Below are 14,231 nucleotides of genomic sequence, written 5' to 3' on the forward strand. Positions count from 1 at the left end.
TGCGCGGGCGCAGCGGCGCCAACACGTTGATGGAGCGGGTCCAGCACCTGCAGCACGAGTTGTCGCCGGCCGAGCAGCGCGTGGCGACGCTGGTGCTCGAGCATCCGCGCAAGGTGCTCGGCGAGCCGATCGCCGAGATCGCGCGCCTGGCCGACGTGAGCCAGCCGACCGTGATCCGGTTCTGCCGCTCGCTCGGCTTTTTGGGGCTGGCCGACTTCAAGCTCAAGTTCGCCAGCAGCCTGACCGGCACCATCCCGGTGCGCCACAGCCAGGTGCGCACCAGCGACAGCACGCACGACCTGTCGGCCAAGGTGATCGACAACACGGTGTCGGCGATCCTGCGTTTCCGCGACCAGCTCGACGTCGACTCGATCGACCGCGCGATCAACCTGCTGCGCAAGGCCAACCGGGTCGAGTTCTACGCGATGGGCAATTCGCGCGTGGTCGCGCTCGACGGCCAGCACAAGTTCTTCCGCTTCCGGATTCCGACCTCGGCCTACGGCGACTCCCATTTGTTCAAGCTGGCGGCCGAGCTGCTGGTGCCGGGCGACGTCGTGATCGTGATCTCGACCTCGGGCCAGCTGCCCGAGCTGCTCGACGCGGTCGACGCGGCGCGCGCGTCGGGTGCCGACGTGATCGCCATCACGAGCAGCAAGTCGGCGCTGGCGAAAAAGGCCACGATCTGCCTCGCGGTCGACCACAGCGAGGACAGCACGACGTTCCTGTCGATGATCTCGCGCATCCTGCAATTGCTGCTCATCGACATCATGTCGGTCGGCATCTCGCTCAACGCGCCCGAGGAAGACGACGGCGCCAAGCGGCGCATGCTGATCTCGCACCTCGACATCTAGAAATTCGCCAGCGCAAGCCACCGCGTTCCGCACCGCCAAGTAATTCCGCAACCGGGGTCTGACCCCGGTTTCGTAATTTTTTGTCGAATCCGCGTCCTCTCAAGGGCTACGGCGTGGATAGATGCCAATTAATTTCTTAACTGGGGTCAGACCCCGGCTAAAAAACGTTCGTATCTTTCGGTTGCGGGCGTGCGGCCCGGGTTGGCATGCGGCGCGGCGGGGTCAGCGTCCGGACCGCGTGGCCAGGTAGCGCGCGATGAACAGTTGCGCCGGCACGCGCGCGATCGCCTCGGCCACCACCTCGAACGCGATGTCGTCGAGTTTTTTGAAGCGCACGCAGCCCTTTCCCATGTCGAGCTTTTTGCCGCTCCCCGCCCAGGCCTCGCGGAACCAGCGCGTTTCGGCCGTTTCGGCCTCGCCGCCACCGCCGCAATACAGCCCCATCAGATACAGCGACACGTGGTTTTTCTGCGAGGCGATGCCGGCATAGGGCAGCGGCTGCTTCGGGTCGCAGTGGTAGCCGGGCGCGAACACGCTGTGCGGCACGCAATAGCCTATCATCCCGTACTGCATCAGCTCGCTGAACTGGGGATCGAGCCTTGAGCGCACCGCCGCGCGCAGGGCCTCGACCAGCGCGCGCCGCTCCGGCGCCAAGCCTTCCAGATAATCGGCGACGCTGTTTGCCTTCGATTGCATGTGGGACTCCCTTGCGTGGTCTGGACGGCCATTTTAGAATCTTGCAACGCCGCGCGCAATGGATCGCCTGCCGACCGGCGCCGGCCTCCCATTTGCTGTTGACACGCCACCGAGGGCTGGGCTACCTTGCCGCATGACGATAAATCCGACCATTCCCCCAGACATCCACGAAGAAATCATGCGCCGCCTCGCCGCCGTCGAGCGCGACGAGAACGTGCGCATCGTGCTCGCCATCGAGTCCGGCAGCCGCGCCTGGGGCTTCGCCTCGCCCAACAGCGACTTCGACGTGCGCTTCATCTACGTGCGGCCCAAGGAGTGGTATCTGGCGGTCGACCTCGAACACCGGCGCGACGTCATCGAATACCCGATCGTCGACGACATCGACCTCAACGGCTGGGACCTGCGCAAGGCGCTCGCCTTGTTCTGGCGCTCCAACCCGGCGGTCGTCGAATGGATACAGTCGCCCATCCAGTACATGCGCAGCGGCAAGTTCGGCGCCGCGCTGCTCGAGCTGCTGCCGGCCGTGTACTCTCACGAGCGCGGCATGTTCCACTACCGCAGCATGGCCAAGACCAACTACCGCGAGTACCTCAAGGCCGACCTGGTGCGGCTCAAAAAATACTTCTACGTGCTGCGGCCCCTGCTCGCGGTGCGCTGGATCGAAACCTACAACAGCGCGCCGCCGATCGAATTCGATGCGTTGCTGCACCTCGTCGCGGGCGAGCCGGAATTGCTCGCTGATATACACGTTTTGCTCGAGAAGAAAAAATTGAGCCTCGAAAAGGATTTGCTGCCGCAGGTTAAAAGCATCAACGCCTTCATCGAACGCGAACTGGAGCGGCTCGAGAACTTCGAGCACCAGCGCGCCGAACCGGCCGCCACCATCGAGCAGCTCAACACGCTGTTCCGCGCGCTGCTCGACGAACAGACCTGAATCCTAAGCCGCCTCGTTGATGACGAGCTGCTCGACGAAGTCGATCGCCGACACCAGCCCGAGCAGCACGCCGTGTTCGGTCACCGCCACATGCTGCATCCGGTGCGCGATCATCAGCTTGGCGACCTCGAGCACCGGGGTCGCCGGTCCGACCTCGAAATTGTTGATGCGGCTGATCTCCCAGGCGCGCACGGCGGCGGCGACCTTTTTCTCGGCGTGGAACATGACCAGGTCCTGGCAACTGATCATGCCGACGATGGCGCCGTTCGAACCCACCACGGGCACGGAGGAGAACTTGTTGGAGGCCAGCACTTGTTCGACATCGGCCACCGTGTCCTCGGCGTGCACGGTCTTGATGTTGGTTTCCATCATGAACGAGATCGGGCGCGCGGCCGCGGCCGGCGGCGCGGGCGGCGCCGCCATGGCTGCCGGGGGCGCGGGCGCCACCACCTCGGCCGGCACCGGCGCCAGCTCGGGCAGCGCGTCGTCGAGGAGGCTCAATTCGGGGTATTCGTCTTGCATGTCGCTCTCCTGGACGCAAGGCGGCGCATCACACGGGGAGTCGGTGGCGCGCCTTTGCTAGGCTTGACTATAGTCGGACCGGGCCGCAAGGTATGTGCGTTGGCCCGCTTATGGCCGACATAGCCGAGGGTGAAAATTTACTGTTGGAAACAACCACCCGCCGGACGCGCCCGCTTTTAGTCGTTCATTACCGAAAAAACACCGTTCGTCGCATTCGCGGCCGTTCCGGGCCGGTCCCCGATTACATTGGCGTGCCGTTACACGATCCGTCGCGCCGCCACGAGCGGGCGCGCCCGAGCGCATAAAAATAACCCCAGGAGGATGTGTCCTATGCTGTCGATCAAGAACCTGAACAAGACCTACGCCAACGGCGTCAAGGCCACCAACAATGTGAGCCTGGAGATCCCGAACGGCCTGTTCGGCCTGCTGGGGCCCAACGGCGCCGGCAAGTCCTCGCTGATGCGCACCATCGCCACCTTGCAGGACCCCGACAGCGGCAGCATCCATTTCAACGGCCTCGACGTGCTGGCCAACAAGGAGCAGCTGCGGCGCCAGCTCGGCTACCTGCCGCAGGACTTCGGGGTCTACCCGAAGGTCAGCGCAGAGACGCTGCTGACCCACTTTGCCGTGCTCAAGGGCCTGACCAGGCGCGGCGAGCGCAAGGAGGCGGTCGAGTCCCTGCTGCACCAGACCAACCTGTGGGAGGCGCGCAAGCGCAACCTGGGCGGCTATTCGGGCGGCATGCGCCAGCGCTTCGGCATCGCCCAAGCCCTGCTCGGCGCGCCCAAGCTCGTCATCGTCGACGAGCCGACCGCCGGCCTCGACCCCGACGAGCGCAACCGCTTTTTGAACCTGCTGGCCAAGATCGGCGAGAACGTGGTGGTGATCCTGTCGACCCACATCGTGGCCGATGTCACCGACCTGTGCCCGCGCATGGCGATGATCGTCAAGGGCCAGGTGCTGGCCGAGGGCAAGCCGCAGACCGCGATCGACGCGCTGCGCAACAAGGTATGGCAACGCACCGTCAGCGCCGACGCGCTGGCCGACTACCAGGGCCGCTTCAACGTGCTGCACACCCGCCTCGTGGGTGGCCAGCCGCAGATCAACGTGTTCGCCGACAGCCAGCCCGATGCCGGCTTCGTCATGGTCGAGCCGGATCTCGAGGACGTCTACTTCCTGCAGGTGCGTGGCGCCAAACCGGCCGCCGTGCCGGCATAAGGGGGGGAGCGCGCCATGTTGCTAGAATTTTTCAAGTTCGATTTGCGCTACCAGCTAAAGCAGCCATTGCTGTGGCTGATCGCCCTGATCCTCGCCGCGCTCGCGTTCGGCGCCACCACCAGCGACGCGATCCAGGTCGGCGGCTCGATCGGCAACGTCAACCGCAACGCGCCGGTCGTGATCGTGCGCTTGCTGGGCATGTTCACGATCATCTCGATGTTCCTCGTCACCATCTTCATCGCCGGCGCGGTCCTGCGCGACAGCGAGGTGGGCATCTCCGACATGCTGTTCGCAACCCCGATGCGCAAGCTTGACTACCTGCTCGGTCGCTTCGCCGCCGGCCTGCTCGCCTGCGTGCTGATCTTCGCGCTGATCGCGCTCGGCATGATGCTCGGGCCGCTGCGCCCCGGCGTCGATCCGGCCCGCCTCGGCGCGTTTTCGCTCATGCCCTACCTGTGGGCTTTTGCCGTGTTCGTGATCCCGAACCTGCTGTTCATCGGCGCCTTGCTGATGCTGCTCGCGGCCACCACCCGTTCGATGATGATGGTCTACGTCGGCGTGCTGGGCTTTTTCGTGTTGTGGAGCGTGGGCAACAGCTTCGGCGCCGACATCAGCAACGACTGGCTCGTGGCCATGATCGATCCGTTCGGCGTGCGCGCCTTCAGCCGCATGACGCGCTACTTCTCGGCGGCCGAGGCGAACGCCGGGCTGCCGGCGCTCGGCAGCTACCTGCTGGCCAACCGCCTGTTCTGGAGCGCGGTCGCGCTGGCGCTGTTGGCCGCGACGGTGGTGCTGTTCAAGCCGCAGCGCGCCGGCACCGCGCGCCGCCTGTTCGGCAAGGCGAAAGCCGAGGCCGCCCCGGCCGCCGCCACCGCCCAGGCGCGCGCCGCCAGGGCGATCGCGCCCGCCTTCGGCGCCGGCACGGCCTGGGTCCAGTGCTGGCACATCCTGTGTTTCGACGCCAGGGCCGTGTTCAAGAGCGTGCCCTTCCTGGTGCTGCTGCTGATCGGCGTGATGAACCTGGTCGCCGGCGCCAGCCAGGCCGACGCCATGTTCGGCACCAAGGTTTATCCGGTGACGCACCTGATGCTGCAATCGATCAGCGAAAGCTTCAGCTTCTTCCTGATCATCGTGCTGGTGTTCTATTCGGGCGAGCTGATCTTTAAGGAGCGCCAGGCCAAGGTGGCCGACGTCAGCGACGCCATGCCCGTGCCCGATTGGGTCCCGCTGCTGGCCAAGAGCCTGGCGCTGGTCGGCGTGACTTTCGGCTTCCTGTCCGCCGGCGCGCTCGCGGCGATCGGCTTCCAGCTGTTCAAGGGCGGCGTGCCGCTCGAGCTGGCGCTGTACTTCAAGGGCCTGATGCTGTCCTCGCTGCCGTTCATCATGATGGGACTGCTCGGCCTGGCCGTGCAGGTGCTGACGAACAATAAATTCGCCGGCTACCTCCTGATGATCGTGCTCATGGTGTCGCAGATCGTCGCCGCGATGCTCAATTTCGAGCATAACCTGTACAACTTCGGCTCGCTGCCGGGCAATGTCTACTCCGACATGAACGGCTACGGCCATTTCCTCGCGGGCAGGGCCTGGTTCAGCGTGTACTGGGGCTTGTTCACGCTGGCGCTGCTGATCATCGCGCAGGCGTTCTGGGTGCGCGGGCTGGTGCCGGTGTGGCGCGCGCGCGCGCGCCTGGCCGGCCGGCGTTTGCGCGGCCCCTCCGGCGTGGCGCTCGCGCTGTGCCTGGCGGGCTTCGCCGGCACCGGCGCCTGGATCTTCCACAACACCAACGTGCTCAACGAATACAGGACGGGCGACGTCCAAATGGACGCGCTCGCCGCATACGAGAAACAGTATGGGAAATACAAGGACTTGCCGCATCCACGCCTGACCGATGTGCGCGCCGATGTCGACATCTATCCGGCCGAGCGGCGCGTCGCGATCAAGGGCCATTACACGCTGCGCAACAAGGGCGCCGCGCCGATGGACACCCTGCGCCTGCAGGTCAATCCCGACTTCGCGACGACCTGGAAGAACCTGCCGCCGCACAAGGTGGTGCTCGACGACAAACGGGCCGGCTTCAGCGTCCTGACGCTGGAGCGGCCGCTGGCCGCCGGCGCCTCGCTCGCGCTCGACTTCGAGGTCGAGATCCGCAATCCGGGCTTCACCAACGGCAATGCGCCCGACATGTTCAACCTGAACGGCACCTTCTTCAACAACATGGAGGTGTTCCCCCAGCTGGGCTACCGCAACCGGCTCGAGCTGACCGACCGCAACGAGCGGCGCAAGCGCGGCCTGGGCGAACCGGTGCGCATGGCCAAGCTCGAGGACACGGCGGCGCATGCCAACCACCAGTTCGGCGGCGGCGCCGACTGGATCAGTTTCGAGACCACCGTCTCGACCAGCGCCGACCAGACCGCGATGGCGCCGGGCTACCTGCAAAAATCGTGGGAGCAGGACGGCCGCCGCTATTTCCACTACAAGATGGACCGGCCGATGCTGCCGTTCTTCGCCTACCTGTCGGCGCGCTACGAGGTGCGCAGGGGCAACTGGAACGGCCTGCCGATCGAGGTCTACCACGACAAGAAGCATCCGTACAACGTCGACCGGATGATCAGCTCGTCGAAGAAATCGCTCGACTATTTCGGCGCCAATTTCGGGCCCTACCAGCACAAGCAGGTGCGCATCCTCGAGTTCCCGAACTATGCGTCGTTCGCGCAGGCGTTCGCCAACACGATTCCGTATTCCGAATCGATGGGCTTCATCGCCGACCTGCGCGACCGGGACGCCATCGACCATGTGTTCTACGTCACCGCGCACGAGATGGCGCACCAGTGGTGGGGCCACCAGGTCGTCGGCGCCAACGTGCAGGGCTCGACCATGCTGGTCGAGTCGCTGGCCCAATATTCGGCCCTGATGGTGATGGAGAAGGAATACGGGCGCGCCAAGCTGCGCCGCTTCCTGCGCTTCGAGCTGGACCGCTACCTGCGCGAGCGCGGCGGCGAGCTCGTCGAGGAGCAGCCCCTGTTCCGGGTCGAGAACCAGCAGTACATCCACTACCGCAAGGGCAGCCTGGTGTTTTACCGCTTGCGCGACGAGATCGGCGAGGACGCCGTCAACCGCGCGCTGCGCCGCCTGATCAAGGAGCAGGCGTTCAAGGACGCGCCGTACGCGACCTCGAAGCAGCTGGTCGACTACATCCGGGCCGAGGCGCCGGCCGACAAGCAAGCCTTGATCACCGATCTGTTCGAGAAAATCGTGTTCTACGATAACCGCGTGACCGAGGCCAAGGCCGTCAAGCGCAAGGACGGCCGGTGGGACGTGACGTTCAAACTGCACCTGGCCAAGATGGAGGCCGACGGCAAGGGCAAGGAGACGCCGCGGGTCTACGACGAGCCGGTCGAGATCGCCATTTTCGCGCGCGCCAAGGGCGCCAAGGAGAAGGACGAGCGCGTGTTATTGAGCGAGAAGCGCGTGCTCGCCGGCAGCGATCCGAGCGTCACGGTGACGGTCGCGGAGCAGCCGTTCGAGGTCGGCGTCGATCCGTACAACAAGATGATCGACCGCGTCTCGCGCGACAACCGCAGGGAGGTCAGCGTCGACTGATCCGGCATGTGATGGCAAGGGGAGGGAGGCAGGGCGCCACGCCTGCCTCCCTTTTTTTCGCGCGCGCGCGAAACCGGCTCCGGTTGTGCAGACTGTCCGCCGAGCGCGCACCCTATCGCATTTGTCAGCCGCTTGAAATCGCGTTTGGGCATCATGCCTGCACTGCATGAATCGTCATGTCGCAAACAATGCGTATCGCAAACAACAACAGGAGAAACCATGTCGGGACTTAATATGATGGCGCGCAGCGTGTTCGGCGCGCTCGCAATGCTGATGGTGGTGTCGGCCCAGGCGGCGGGCAAGCCGAAGTCGCTGCCCGAGTCAATCGACAATTACCTGTCGGCGCGCTTCGACCCGCGGTCGCCGGGCGCGGCGGTGGTGGTGGTCAAGGACGGCAAGGTCATCTTCCGCAAGGGTTACGGCATGGCCGACCTCGAGCTGAAGGTGCCGGTGCGTCCCGAGATGGTGTTCCGGCTGGCCTCGGTGACCAAGCAGTTCACGGCCGTGGCGGTGCTGATGCTGGCCGAAGAGGGCAAGCTGGCGCTGGGCGACGAGATCCAGCGCTTCATCCCCGACTACCCGCGCGGGGCGGCGCCGGTCACGATCGAGCGCATGCTCAACCATACCTCCGGCATCCCCGGTTTTTCGGAGGAGTACCTCAGCAAGCGCGACATGCGCGCCGAGATCACGCCGGCGCAGATGCTCGAGATCATCAGGCAGCAGCCGCCCGAGTTTGTGGCCGGCACCAAATGGGCCTACAGCGACGGCGCCTACGAGCTGCTCGGCATGATCATCGAGAAGGCCTCGGGCATGAGTTACGCCGATTTCGTCGAGCAGCGCATGTTCAAGCCGCTGGGCATGGCGCACAGCTACTACGACCGCAGCGAGCGCGTCATCGAAGGCCGCGTCAAGGGCTACGCGCGCACGCGGAAGGGCTACCAGAACGCCGCGTTCATCAGCATGTCGCTGCCGTACGCGGCCGGCTCGCTGGCGTCCTCGGTCGACGACCTGGCACTGTGGGACGCGGCGATCGCCGACAGCGACAAGCTGATCAACGCGGAGACGCGCCGCCGCATGCAGACCTCGTACACGCTCGCCGACGGCGCCGCCGCCAGAATCCCATACGGCTTGGGCGTGAGCCTGGCGCCGCGCCGGGGCGAGCCGCGGGTGGGCCACAACGGCCAGATCAACGGCTTCATGACGGCGGTTCTGCGCATGCCCAAGGAGCGCGTCTACGTGGCGGTGCTCGGCAATGTGGAGAACATGTTGGTGATCCCCGAGTTGTTGGCCGAACGGGTCGGCGCGATCGCCGCCGGCAAACCCTACCTCGAGGAGGCGGCCGTGGTGGTGCCCGACGCCGTGCTCGAGCGCTATGTCGGCGCCTACCGCATCAACCCAAAGAACGTGCGCAACGTCAGCCGCGACGGCAAACGCCTGTTTATGCAGCGCAACGGTGGACCGCTGATCGAGCTGCATGCCAAGTCGCACACGGAGTTTTTCGTCAAGGATGCGTTCAACGAGGTCAGCTTTGGCACGGACGCGGCCGGCATGGTCAGCACGTTGACGATGAGCCAGGTGTACGGTCCGCCGAACGTGGCCATGAAGGAGGTAAGATTGGAGCCTGCCGCTGCTTCCGCCAACTAGGAGCCTGTCGGACTTAGGGAGTCGAAGCGAAAAAAGTGCCGGGCGAGGACAGATTTTGACGATTTCGCAGTGCCAATAGCGAGCTATTGGCCGAGAAAGCGGCGAAATATGGACCGTCCAGCACTTTTTGCAGCCGACGATCCTAAGTTCGACAGGCTCCAAGACTATAAAGGAATTGTCATGAGCTATATCGATGGTTTTGTTGTTCCCGTGCCGCGCGCCAATCTGGAGGCCTACCGCAAGATGTCCGAGACCTGCGGCAAGGTCTGGCTCGAACACGGCGCGCTCAGCTACAAGGAGTGCATCGCCGACGACGTCAAACCGGGCAAGCTGACCTCGTTCCCGCAGAGCGTCGACCTCAAGGAGGACGAGGTGGTGTTCTTCTCGTGGATCGAATACCCGTCGCGCGCGGTGCGTGACGAGGTCAACGACAAGGTCATGGCCGACCCGCGCATGGCCAACATGATGACACCGGAGCAGACCCCGTTCGACGGCAAGCGCCTGATCTACGGCGGCTTCGAGACCTTCGTCGACATGTGAGAGGCTGAAAGTCTTTCGATCATGCCCGCTCAGCACGCCAGAAAACGCCAGTTCGTCGTTGCAAATGCTCGCCATAGCCCGCTATTGCTGTGCTTTGCGCCTCGATCTGCCGCTTTCTGGCGGGCTGCTCGGGCACGCCCGAAAAACTCTCAGCCTCTGAGGCCCGGCGCCCGGACGGCCACGGCGCTTCCGGGGTGCTCGTTTCGCAACAAAAAAATGGATTGTGCCGCGGAACGCGAACGGGCCGTTTTTTCGTATAGAATAGCCCACAGGTAACATTTCTTGCCCTTTTGTTTCTGCGAAGTCAGCATTGGCAAAAAAACTATTCAAGCCGAGGTGGCACGATGGTACAGCGTCAACAGCCTTTCCATCCCGAGCGCGCCGCGCCCGTTGCGCGCCCGCCAGAAGCCGCGTGCTACGCGCCCGCTGGCAAGGCGCCGACCCACCTTCGCGAACTCGCGGTCGAGGGCGCGCTCGCGCGCACCTGGACCAGCCTCAACGCCTTGCTGCGTTCGGCCTCGGGCATACCGGCCCGGCTCGGCGAACTGCTGCTGCTGGCGCACAAGGTCACCCCCGAGCAACTGAACGCCGTGCTCGCCGAGCAAAAGCAAACGGGCCAGAAGATCGGCGTGCTGTTGGTGCAGCGCGGCCACATCAGCGAGTCCGAGCTCGACGCCATTCTGGCGCTGCAAAAGGCGCCCGAAGGATCGCAGGGCGCGCTGCGCCTGGGCAGCATCCTGCTCGCGCTGGGCAAGATCAACCACACCCAGCTGGCCGACGCGATCCGCATGCAGCGCGATTCGGGCAAGCTGCTCGGCGATATTTTGCAAGAGGCCGGTTATGTGGCAAGCGTCGACATCGAGCGCGGCCTGACCCTGCAGCGCAGGCTGCAGCGCTCGGCGGTGGTCGCGCTGTTCTCGTTCGTGTCGCTGAGCACCGGTTCGCTCGCACATGCCGCGCAGAACACAAGTACGATGCGCGTGTCGGTCAGCGTCTTGCCGTATGTGCAGCTCAAGGTCATCTCGCAAGTGGAGCAGTTGCGTGTCACGCAGGCGGACATCGCGCGCGGCTATGTCGACGTGGCCAGCGGTTCGCACATCGCCATCAAGAGCAACAGCCGTGCCGGCTATGTGCTCGCCTTCGACAACCTGCCCGACGAAATCAGCTCGGTGCAAATCTCGGGGCTCGAGGGGGCGGTAGAAATCGGCTCCGACGGCGGCAGCGTGGTGCAGCGACTGGCCGGTGGCGCAGCCCCGCCGATCGAACTCAGTTATCGTTTCAAGCTGGCGAGCGGAATGCAGCCGGGCGAGTACCAATGGCCGGTGAACATGTCGGCGCGCGCCCTATAGGCTTGCCCGAAAGCGCCGATGGCCGCCGCCGCCCAGCAGTCCTCGGAAGCACCCCTCAGAAATACACCGTGTACACCAGATTGTCGGTGTAGTCGCCGACCTCGGCGTCCTCGCCCGGGAGGATGCGTGCATAAATATTGTGGGTGTACACCATTGGCACTTCCTTCGAGCCCGGCGCGGTGAAACTTTGTGCGACACTCGTTGTATTGCTGATGACCGTGTTATATCCACTGTCGCGATACAAGTTGTATGGCAACAACGCTCCGGAGGGGGACTTCATCGCCCGCTGCGCCGCCGACGGGCCATTGCCCACGCTCGCCGTGTAATACACGGTGATCGTTGGATTCTGCCCATTGTCCTTCTTGTTCGTGGTGCAGGTGACAATCGCCTGCGCGACCGTGGTGGTCGGCTGCGGATCGAACGGATCGTACTCGAGAAACTCGGCTTGTTGATCCATGGTGACGCTGCAATCGACATTGTCTGCCGCGGCGTAAGGGGCGGCAAGAAACAGGACCGACGCGAGCAGACACGCGGCTTTGCCGCTGGCCGGCATCGTCGGAAGGGTCATGGTTTTTCTGCTAAGCATATGAACTCCCCCAAATTGGGCAAAGGGTCACTTGTCGTTTTAAATGGTACCGTGACGCTGCAAGCACCGGCTGGCCATGTTACCTTCAGACTATTCTGCGCCACAAGTCCGGTTAAGTATACTTCGCCGTCATTTCCCACAGGAAATTCCTCTTCACTTCCATTGACCCGCACCATGCTGCCGGCGATCACAGGCTCGCCCTGCGCGCCGCGCAGTGTCATGGTGGCGCCATAAGCGCGGGAGATCGGAAACTTAAGCAAGATGCCGCTGCGCGCGTACGGCACCGCCTTCATGGTCAGGGTTCCCACCTTCACATCCATGTCGAGGTCGGTTTGCTCGACCCGCACCGAATTGTTCTCGTAGGCGCGCAGGTGGGGCAGCAGGGCGTATCCGTCGGCATTGGTGCGTGCGGTGAGGCGGTTGTCGACGTAGATCCTGACATTGGGCAGGTCGGGTAACTGGACGACCCCGAAGCTGTCGCTGATGCGGCGCGTCGCGAACGTCGCTCCGCCGAGCATGGCCACGCCGCCCGACATCTTGGCGCGCACACCCGTTTCGCCTTTGAAACTGGCCGCCTCGAGCGAGTAGTCGCCGACGCGGTTTTGGAGCAAGAGCGTGGCCCGGTGTTGGGCATTCTTGCCGGTTTGCAGGCGGTAACCGACGCCGCTGGCGGGATCGAGCGGACGCTGAAAGCGCAGCCGGGTGACATTTTCGGCACCGTCTTGGGCCGTATGGCTGGCGCTGACATAGTATTTTCTGCCCAATGGCATCGACCAGTTGAAGACCAGCGAGCGCGAGGGCGGTCCTTCGAGCGACTTGAATCCGGACACGGTCAGGCTGCCAAAACGGCCCAGCGAAATGCCATAATTTACGCTCGCCAGCGCGACCCGGGCTAGGCCCAGTGGTGTCTGGCGCACGTAGAAAGCGTTGAGCGTGCCGGCACCGCGCAGGTTGACGCCCAGATTGGCACTGGTTTGCCGGTGGATCGGGTTGGCCACGCTGCCGTTCCCTGGGCGCCTGAAGCTCGGGTCGGCAAGCTGGGTGCGCACGCCGACGCTGAACGCGTTCGATTGGCGTTCGACGCCCAAGGCCCACAGCCTGCCGCGGCCGGCGCCGCTGTCGCTGATTGCGAGCGAGGCATTGACCGAGGCCAGGGAAGCCAAGGTGCCGAGCAGGTTGACGCCGGCAACGCGGTCGCCGCCAGCTTGGGCCTGCAAATGCGTTTCCGCGGTGATGGCGTCGGTCAGTCCAAGCCTGAGCGTGCCGGAGCCAAATCCCGGGCCGTAGTCATTGTTGCGCTGGCCGTAGTTGCGGCGCAGGGCACCGGCTTCGAACGAGAAATCGACAATGCCTTTCCGCAGTAGACTCGAGCTCGAATAAAAAGGCTGGTTAATGACCTGTTCGCGTCCGGACAGGTCGCGTACCACCATGCTCACGTCGCCGCTGCCGCTGAGGGCGGGCAGGTCGTCGAGCGAGAATGGGCCCGGCGCCACCTCCCTGCGGGAGATCAGCACATTGTTGACGAACACGTCGACCGTCGAGGGCAAGGCCGCCTGCGCGCTGAAAACCTGGATCGGCAGCGTGATCAGCCCCGGATTGACGCGGAAATTGGTCGCGTACTGAATGCCGGCGAAACGCAATGCGCTGCCCCATCCGCTCGCTGGCCGGCTGATGGCGTCGCCCAGGCGCAGGCTCGCCGTCTTTTCTGGGCGGTCGACCGTGAACGTGGTGTCGAGGCGCACGAGCGCATGGCGTCCGTCGCGCGGATGGAGGGAAAATGCGGAGACCAGGTTGCCCAGTTTGCTGAAGTGGCCGAACTCGGTATTGGCCGAGAACGTCGACTCGCTTTGCGCGCGGGCGGCGTGTATATCATAGTTGAGGAACATGCCAGGCGCCGACAGGACGGGCACGGGCGCCGGGGCCGGCTGGCCCGTGCTGATGCTGCTCTTTAAAGCCTCGGCCTTGAACTCGATGGCAATCGTTTGCTTTGCTTCATCGAGCGTGATGGTTTTGGTGGGCAGCGAGGCGAGGCGGAAGTAGCGTTCGCCTTTGTATTCGACGAAGGGCCCGGCGGGCAGGACCACGCGCACCGCAATCAGATCGGCCTCGGTCATGAACAGCTCGCCGTTTCGGCTTTTGAGCACGAGCACGGTGCGCTCGATTTTTTGCTCGTTGACGTCGAGCGCCAGGAGCATTTGAGTGAAGGACTCGTTGTTCGAGGCCATCACCTCGGACTGGACGGCGAACGCGTCTGCGTCCGCCTTGGCGGCATGTGCCAGATTGCAGCTGGA

Annotated in this window: 11 protein-coding genes; 7 read left to right on the forward strand and 4 right to left on the reverse strand. The window is 64.3% G+C overall.

The window, feature by feature from the left end; all coding sequences use genetic code 11:
- A partial coding sequence (locus C7C56_RS15265; RefSeq protein ID WP_146204499.1) for an SIS domain-containing protein occupies positions 1-851 on the forward strand: 851 nt, incomplete at its 5' end.
- A gap of 222 nt (positions 852-1,073) precedes the next feature.
- Here C7C56_RS15265 and C7C56_RS15270 read toward each other — a convergent pair.
- Positions 1,074-1,547, reverse strand: a complete 474-nt coding sequence (locus C7C56_RS15270) for a DUF1801 domain-containing protein (RefSeq protein WP_106758233.1) — start codon at positions 1,545-1,547, stop codon at positions 1,074-1,076.
- Between the two features lie 133 nt (positions 1,548-1,680).
- Here C7C56_RS15270 and C7C56_RS15275 point away from each other — a divergent pair, with 133 nt between their 5' ends.
- A complete protein-coding gene (locus tag C7C56_RS15275) occupies positions 1,681-2,481 on the forward strand; it encodes a nucleotidyltransferase domain-containing protein (protein ID WP_106758234.1) in 801 nt (266 codons plus the stop codon).
- Between the two features lie 3 nt (positions 2,482-2,484).
- On the opposite strand, the gene C7C56_RS15280 is transcribed toward C7C56_RS15275, so the two are convergent.
- Positions 2,485-3,003 carry a CBS domain-containing protein gene (locus C7C56_RS15280; RefSeq protein WP_106758235.1) on the reverse strand — a complete coding sequence of 173 codons (519 nt, stop codon included), beginning with the start codon at positions 3,001-3,003 and terminating at the stop codon, positions 2,485-2,487.
- Positions 3,004-3,333: 330 nt separating this feature from the next.
- Between C7C56_RS15280 and C7C56_RS15285 the strand changes: the two genes are divergently transcribed.
- The 5 genes from C7C56_RS15285 to C7C56_RS15305 all read left to right on the forward strand — a co-directional run bounded on the left by C7C56_RS15285 (position 3,334) and on the right by C7C56_RS15305 (position 11,354).
- On the forward strand, positions 3,334-4,221 hold the full coding sequence (locus C7C56_RS15285) for an ABC transporter ATP-binding protein (RefSeq protein WP_106758236.1): 888 nt from the start codon (positions 3,334-3,336) through the stop codon (positions 4,219-4,221).
- A gap of 15 nt (positions 4,222-4,236) precedes the next feature.
- Positions 4,237-7,821: a M1 family aminopeptidase gene (locus tag C7C56_RS15290; RefSeq protein ID WP_106758237.1), complete on the forward strand. Its 3,585-nt coding sequence runs from the start codon at positions 4,237-4,239 to the stop codon at positions 7,819-7,821.
- A gap of 219 nt (positions 7,822-8,040) precedes the next feature.
- Positions 8,041-9,465 (forward strand): serine hydrolase, encoded by a 1,425-nt coding sequence (locus tag C7C56_RS15295; RefSeq protein ID WP_181373190.1) that lies wholly within the window; start codon positions 8,041-8,043, stop codon positions 9,463-9,465.
- A 180-nt stretch (positions 9,466-9,645) separates the two neighbouring features.
- Complete coding sequence (locus C7C56_RS15300) at positions 9,646-10,005, forward strand: DUF1428 domain-containing protein (RefSeq protein ID WP_106758239.1); 360 nt, start codon at positions 9,646-9,648, stop codon at positions 10,003-10,005.
- Positions 10,006-10,349: 344 nt separating this feature from the next.
- On the forward strand, positions 10,350-11,354 hold the full coding sequence (locus C7C56_RS15305; protein ID WP_106758240.1) for a cyclic di-GMP-binding domain-containing protein, MshE-related: 1,005 nt from the start codon (positions 10,350-10,352) through the stop codon (positions 11,352-11,354).
- 55 nt (positions 11,355-11,409) lie between these two features.
- Here C7C56_RS15305 and C7C56_RS15310 read toward each other — a convergent pair whose 3' ends face one another.
- Complete coding sequence (locus tag C7C56_RS15310; protein WP_181373191.1) at positions 11,410-11,922, reverse strand: Csu type fimbrial protein; 513 nt, start codon at positions 11,920-11,922, stop codon at positions 11,410-11,412.
- A complete protein-coding gene (locus C7C56_RS15315) occupies positions 11,919-14,090 on the reverse strand; it encodes a fimbria/pilus outer membrane usher protein (RefSeq protein WP_181373192.1) in 2,172 nt (723 codons plus the stop codon). Before C7C56_RS15315 ends, C7C56_RS15310 begins: the two co-directional genes overlap by 4 nt.
- Between the last annotated feature and the right edge of the window lie 141 nt (positions 14,091-14,231).

Origin of the sequence: Massilia glaciei (assembly GCF_003011895.2) — a bacterium.
Lineage (GTDB): Bacteria > Pseudomonadota > Gammaproteobacteria > Burkholderiales > Burkholderiaceae_D > Telluria_A > Telluria_A glaciei.

Bases quoted from the DNA above. Each gene is read 5' to 3' on its own strand.
- C7C56_RS15270 (WP_106758233.1), bottom strand. From the start codon at position 1,547: ATGCAATCGAAGGCAAACAGCGTCGCCGATTATCTGGAAGGCTTGGCG.
- C7C56_RS15275 (WP_106758234.1), top strand. From the start codon at position 1,681: ATGACGATAAATCCGACCATTCCCCCAGACATCCACGAAGAAATCATG.
- C7C56_RS15280 (WP_106758235.1), bottom strand. From the start codon at position 3,003: ATGCAAGACGAATACCCCGAATTGAGCCTCCTCGACGACGCGCTGCCC.
- C7C56_RS15285 (WP_106758236.1), top strand. From the start codon at position 3,334: ATGCTGTCGATCAAGAACCTGAACAAGACCTACGCCAACGGCGTCAAG.
- C7C56_RS15290 (WP_106758237.1), top strand. From the start codon at position 4,237: ATGTTGCTAGAATTTTTCAAGTTCGATTTGCGCTACCAGCTAAAGCAG.
- C7C56_RS15295 (WP_181373190.1), top strand. From the start codon at position 8,041: ATGTCGGGACTTAATATGATGGCGCGCAGCGTGTTCGGCGCGCTCGCA.
- C7C56_RS15300 (WP_106758239.1), top strand. From the start codon at position 9,646: ATGAGCTATATCGATGGTTTTGTTGTTCCCGTGCCGCGCGCCAATCTG.
- C7C56_RS15305 (WP_106758240.1), top strand. From the start codon at position 10,350: ATGGTACAGCGTCAACAGCCTTTCCATCCCGAGCGCGCCGCGCCCGTT.
- C7C56_RS15310 (WP_181373191.1), bottom strand. From the start codon at position 11,922: ATGACCCTTCCGACGATGCCGGCCAGCGGCAAAGCCGCGTGTCTGCTC.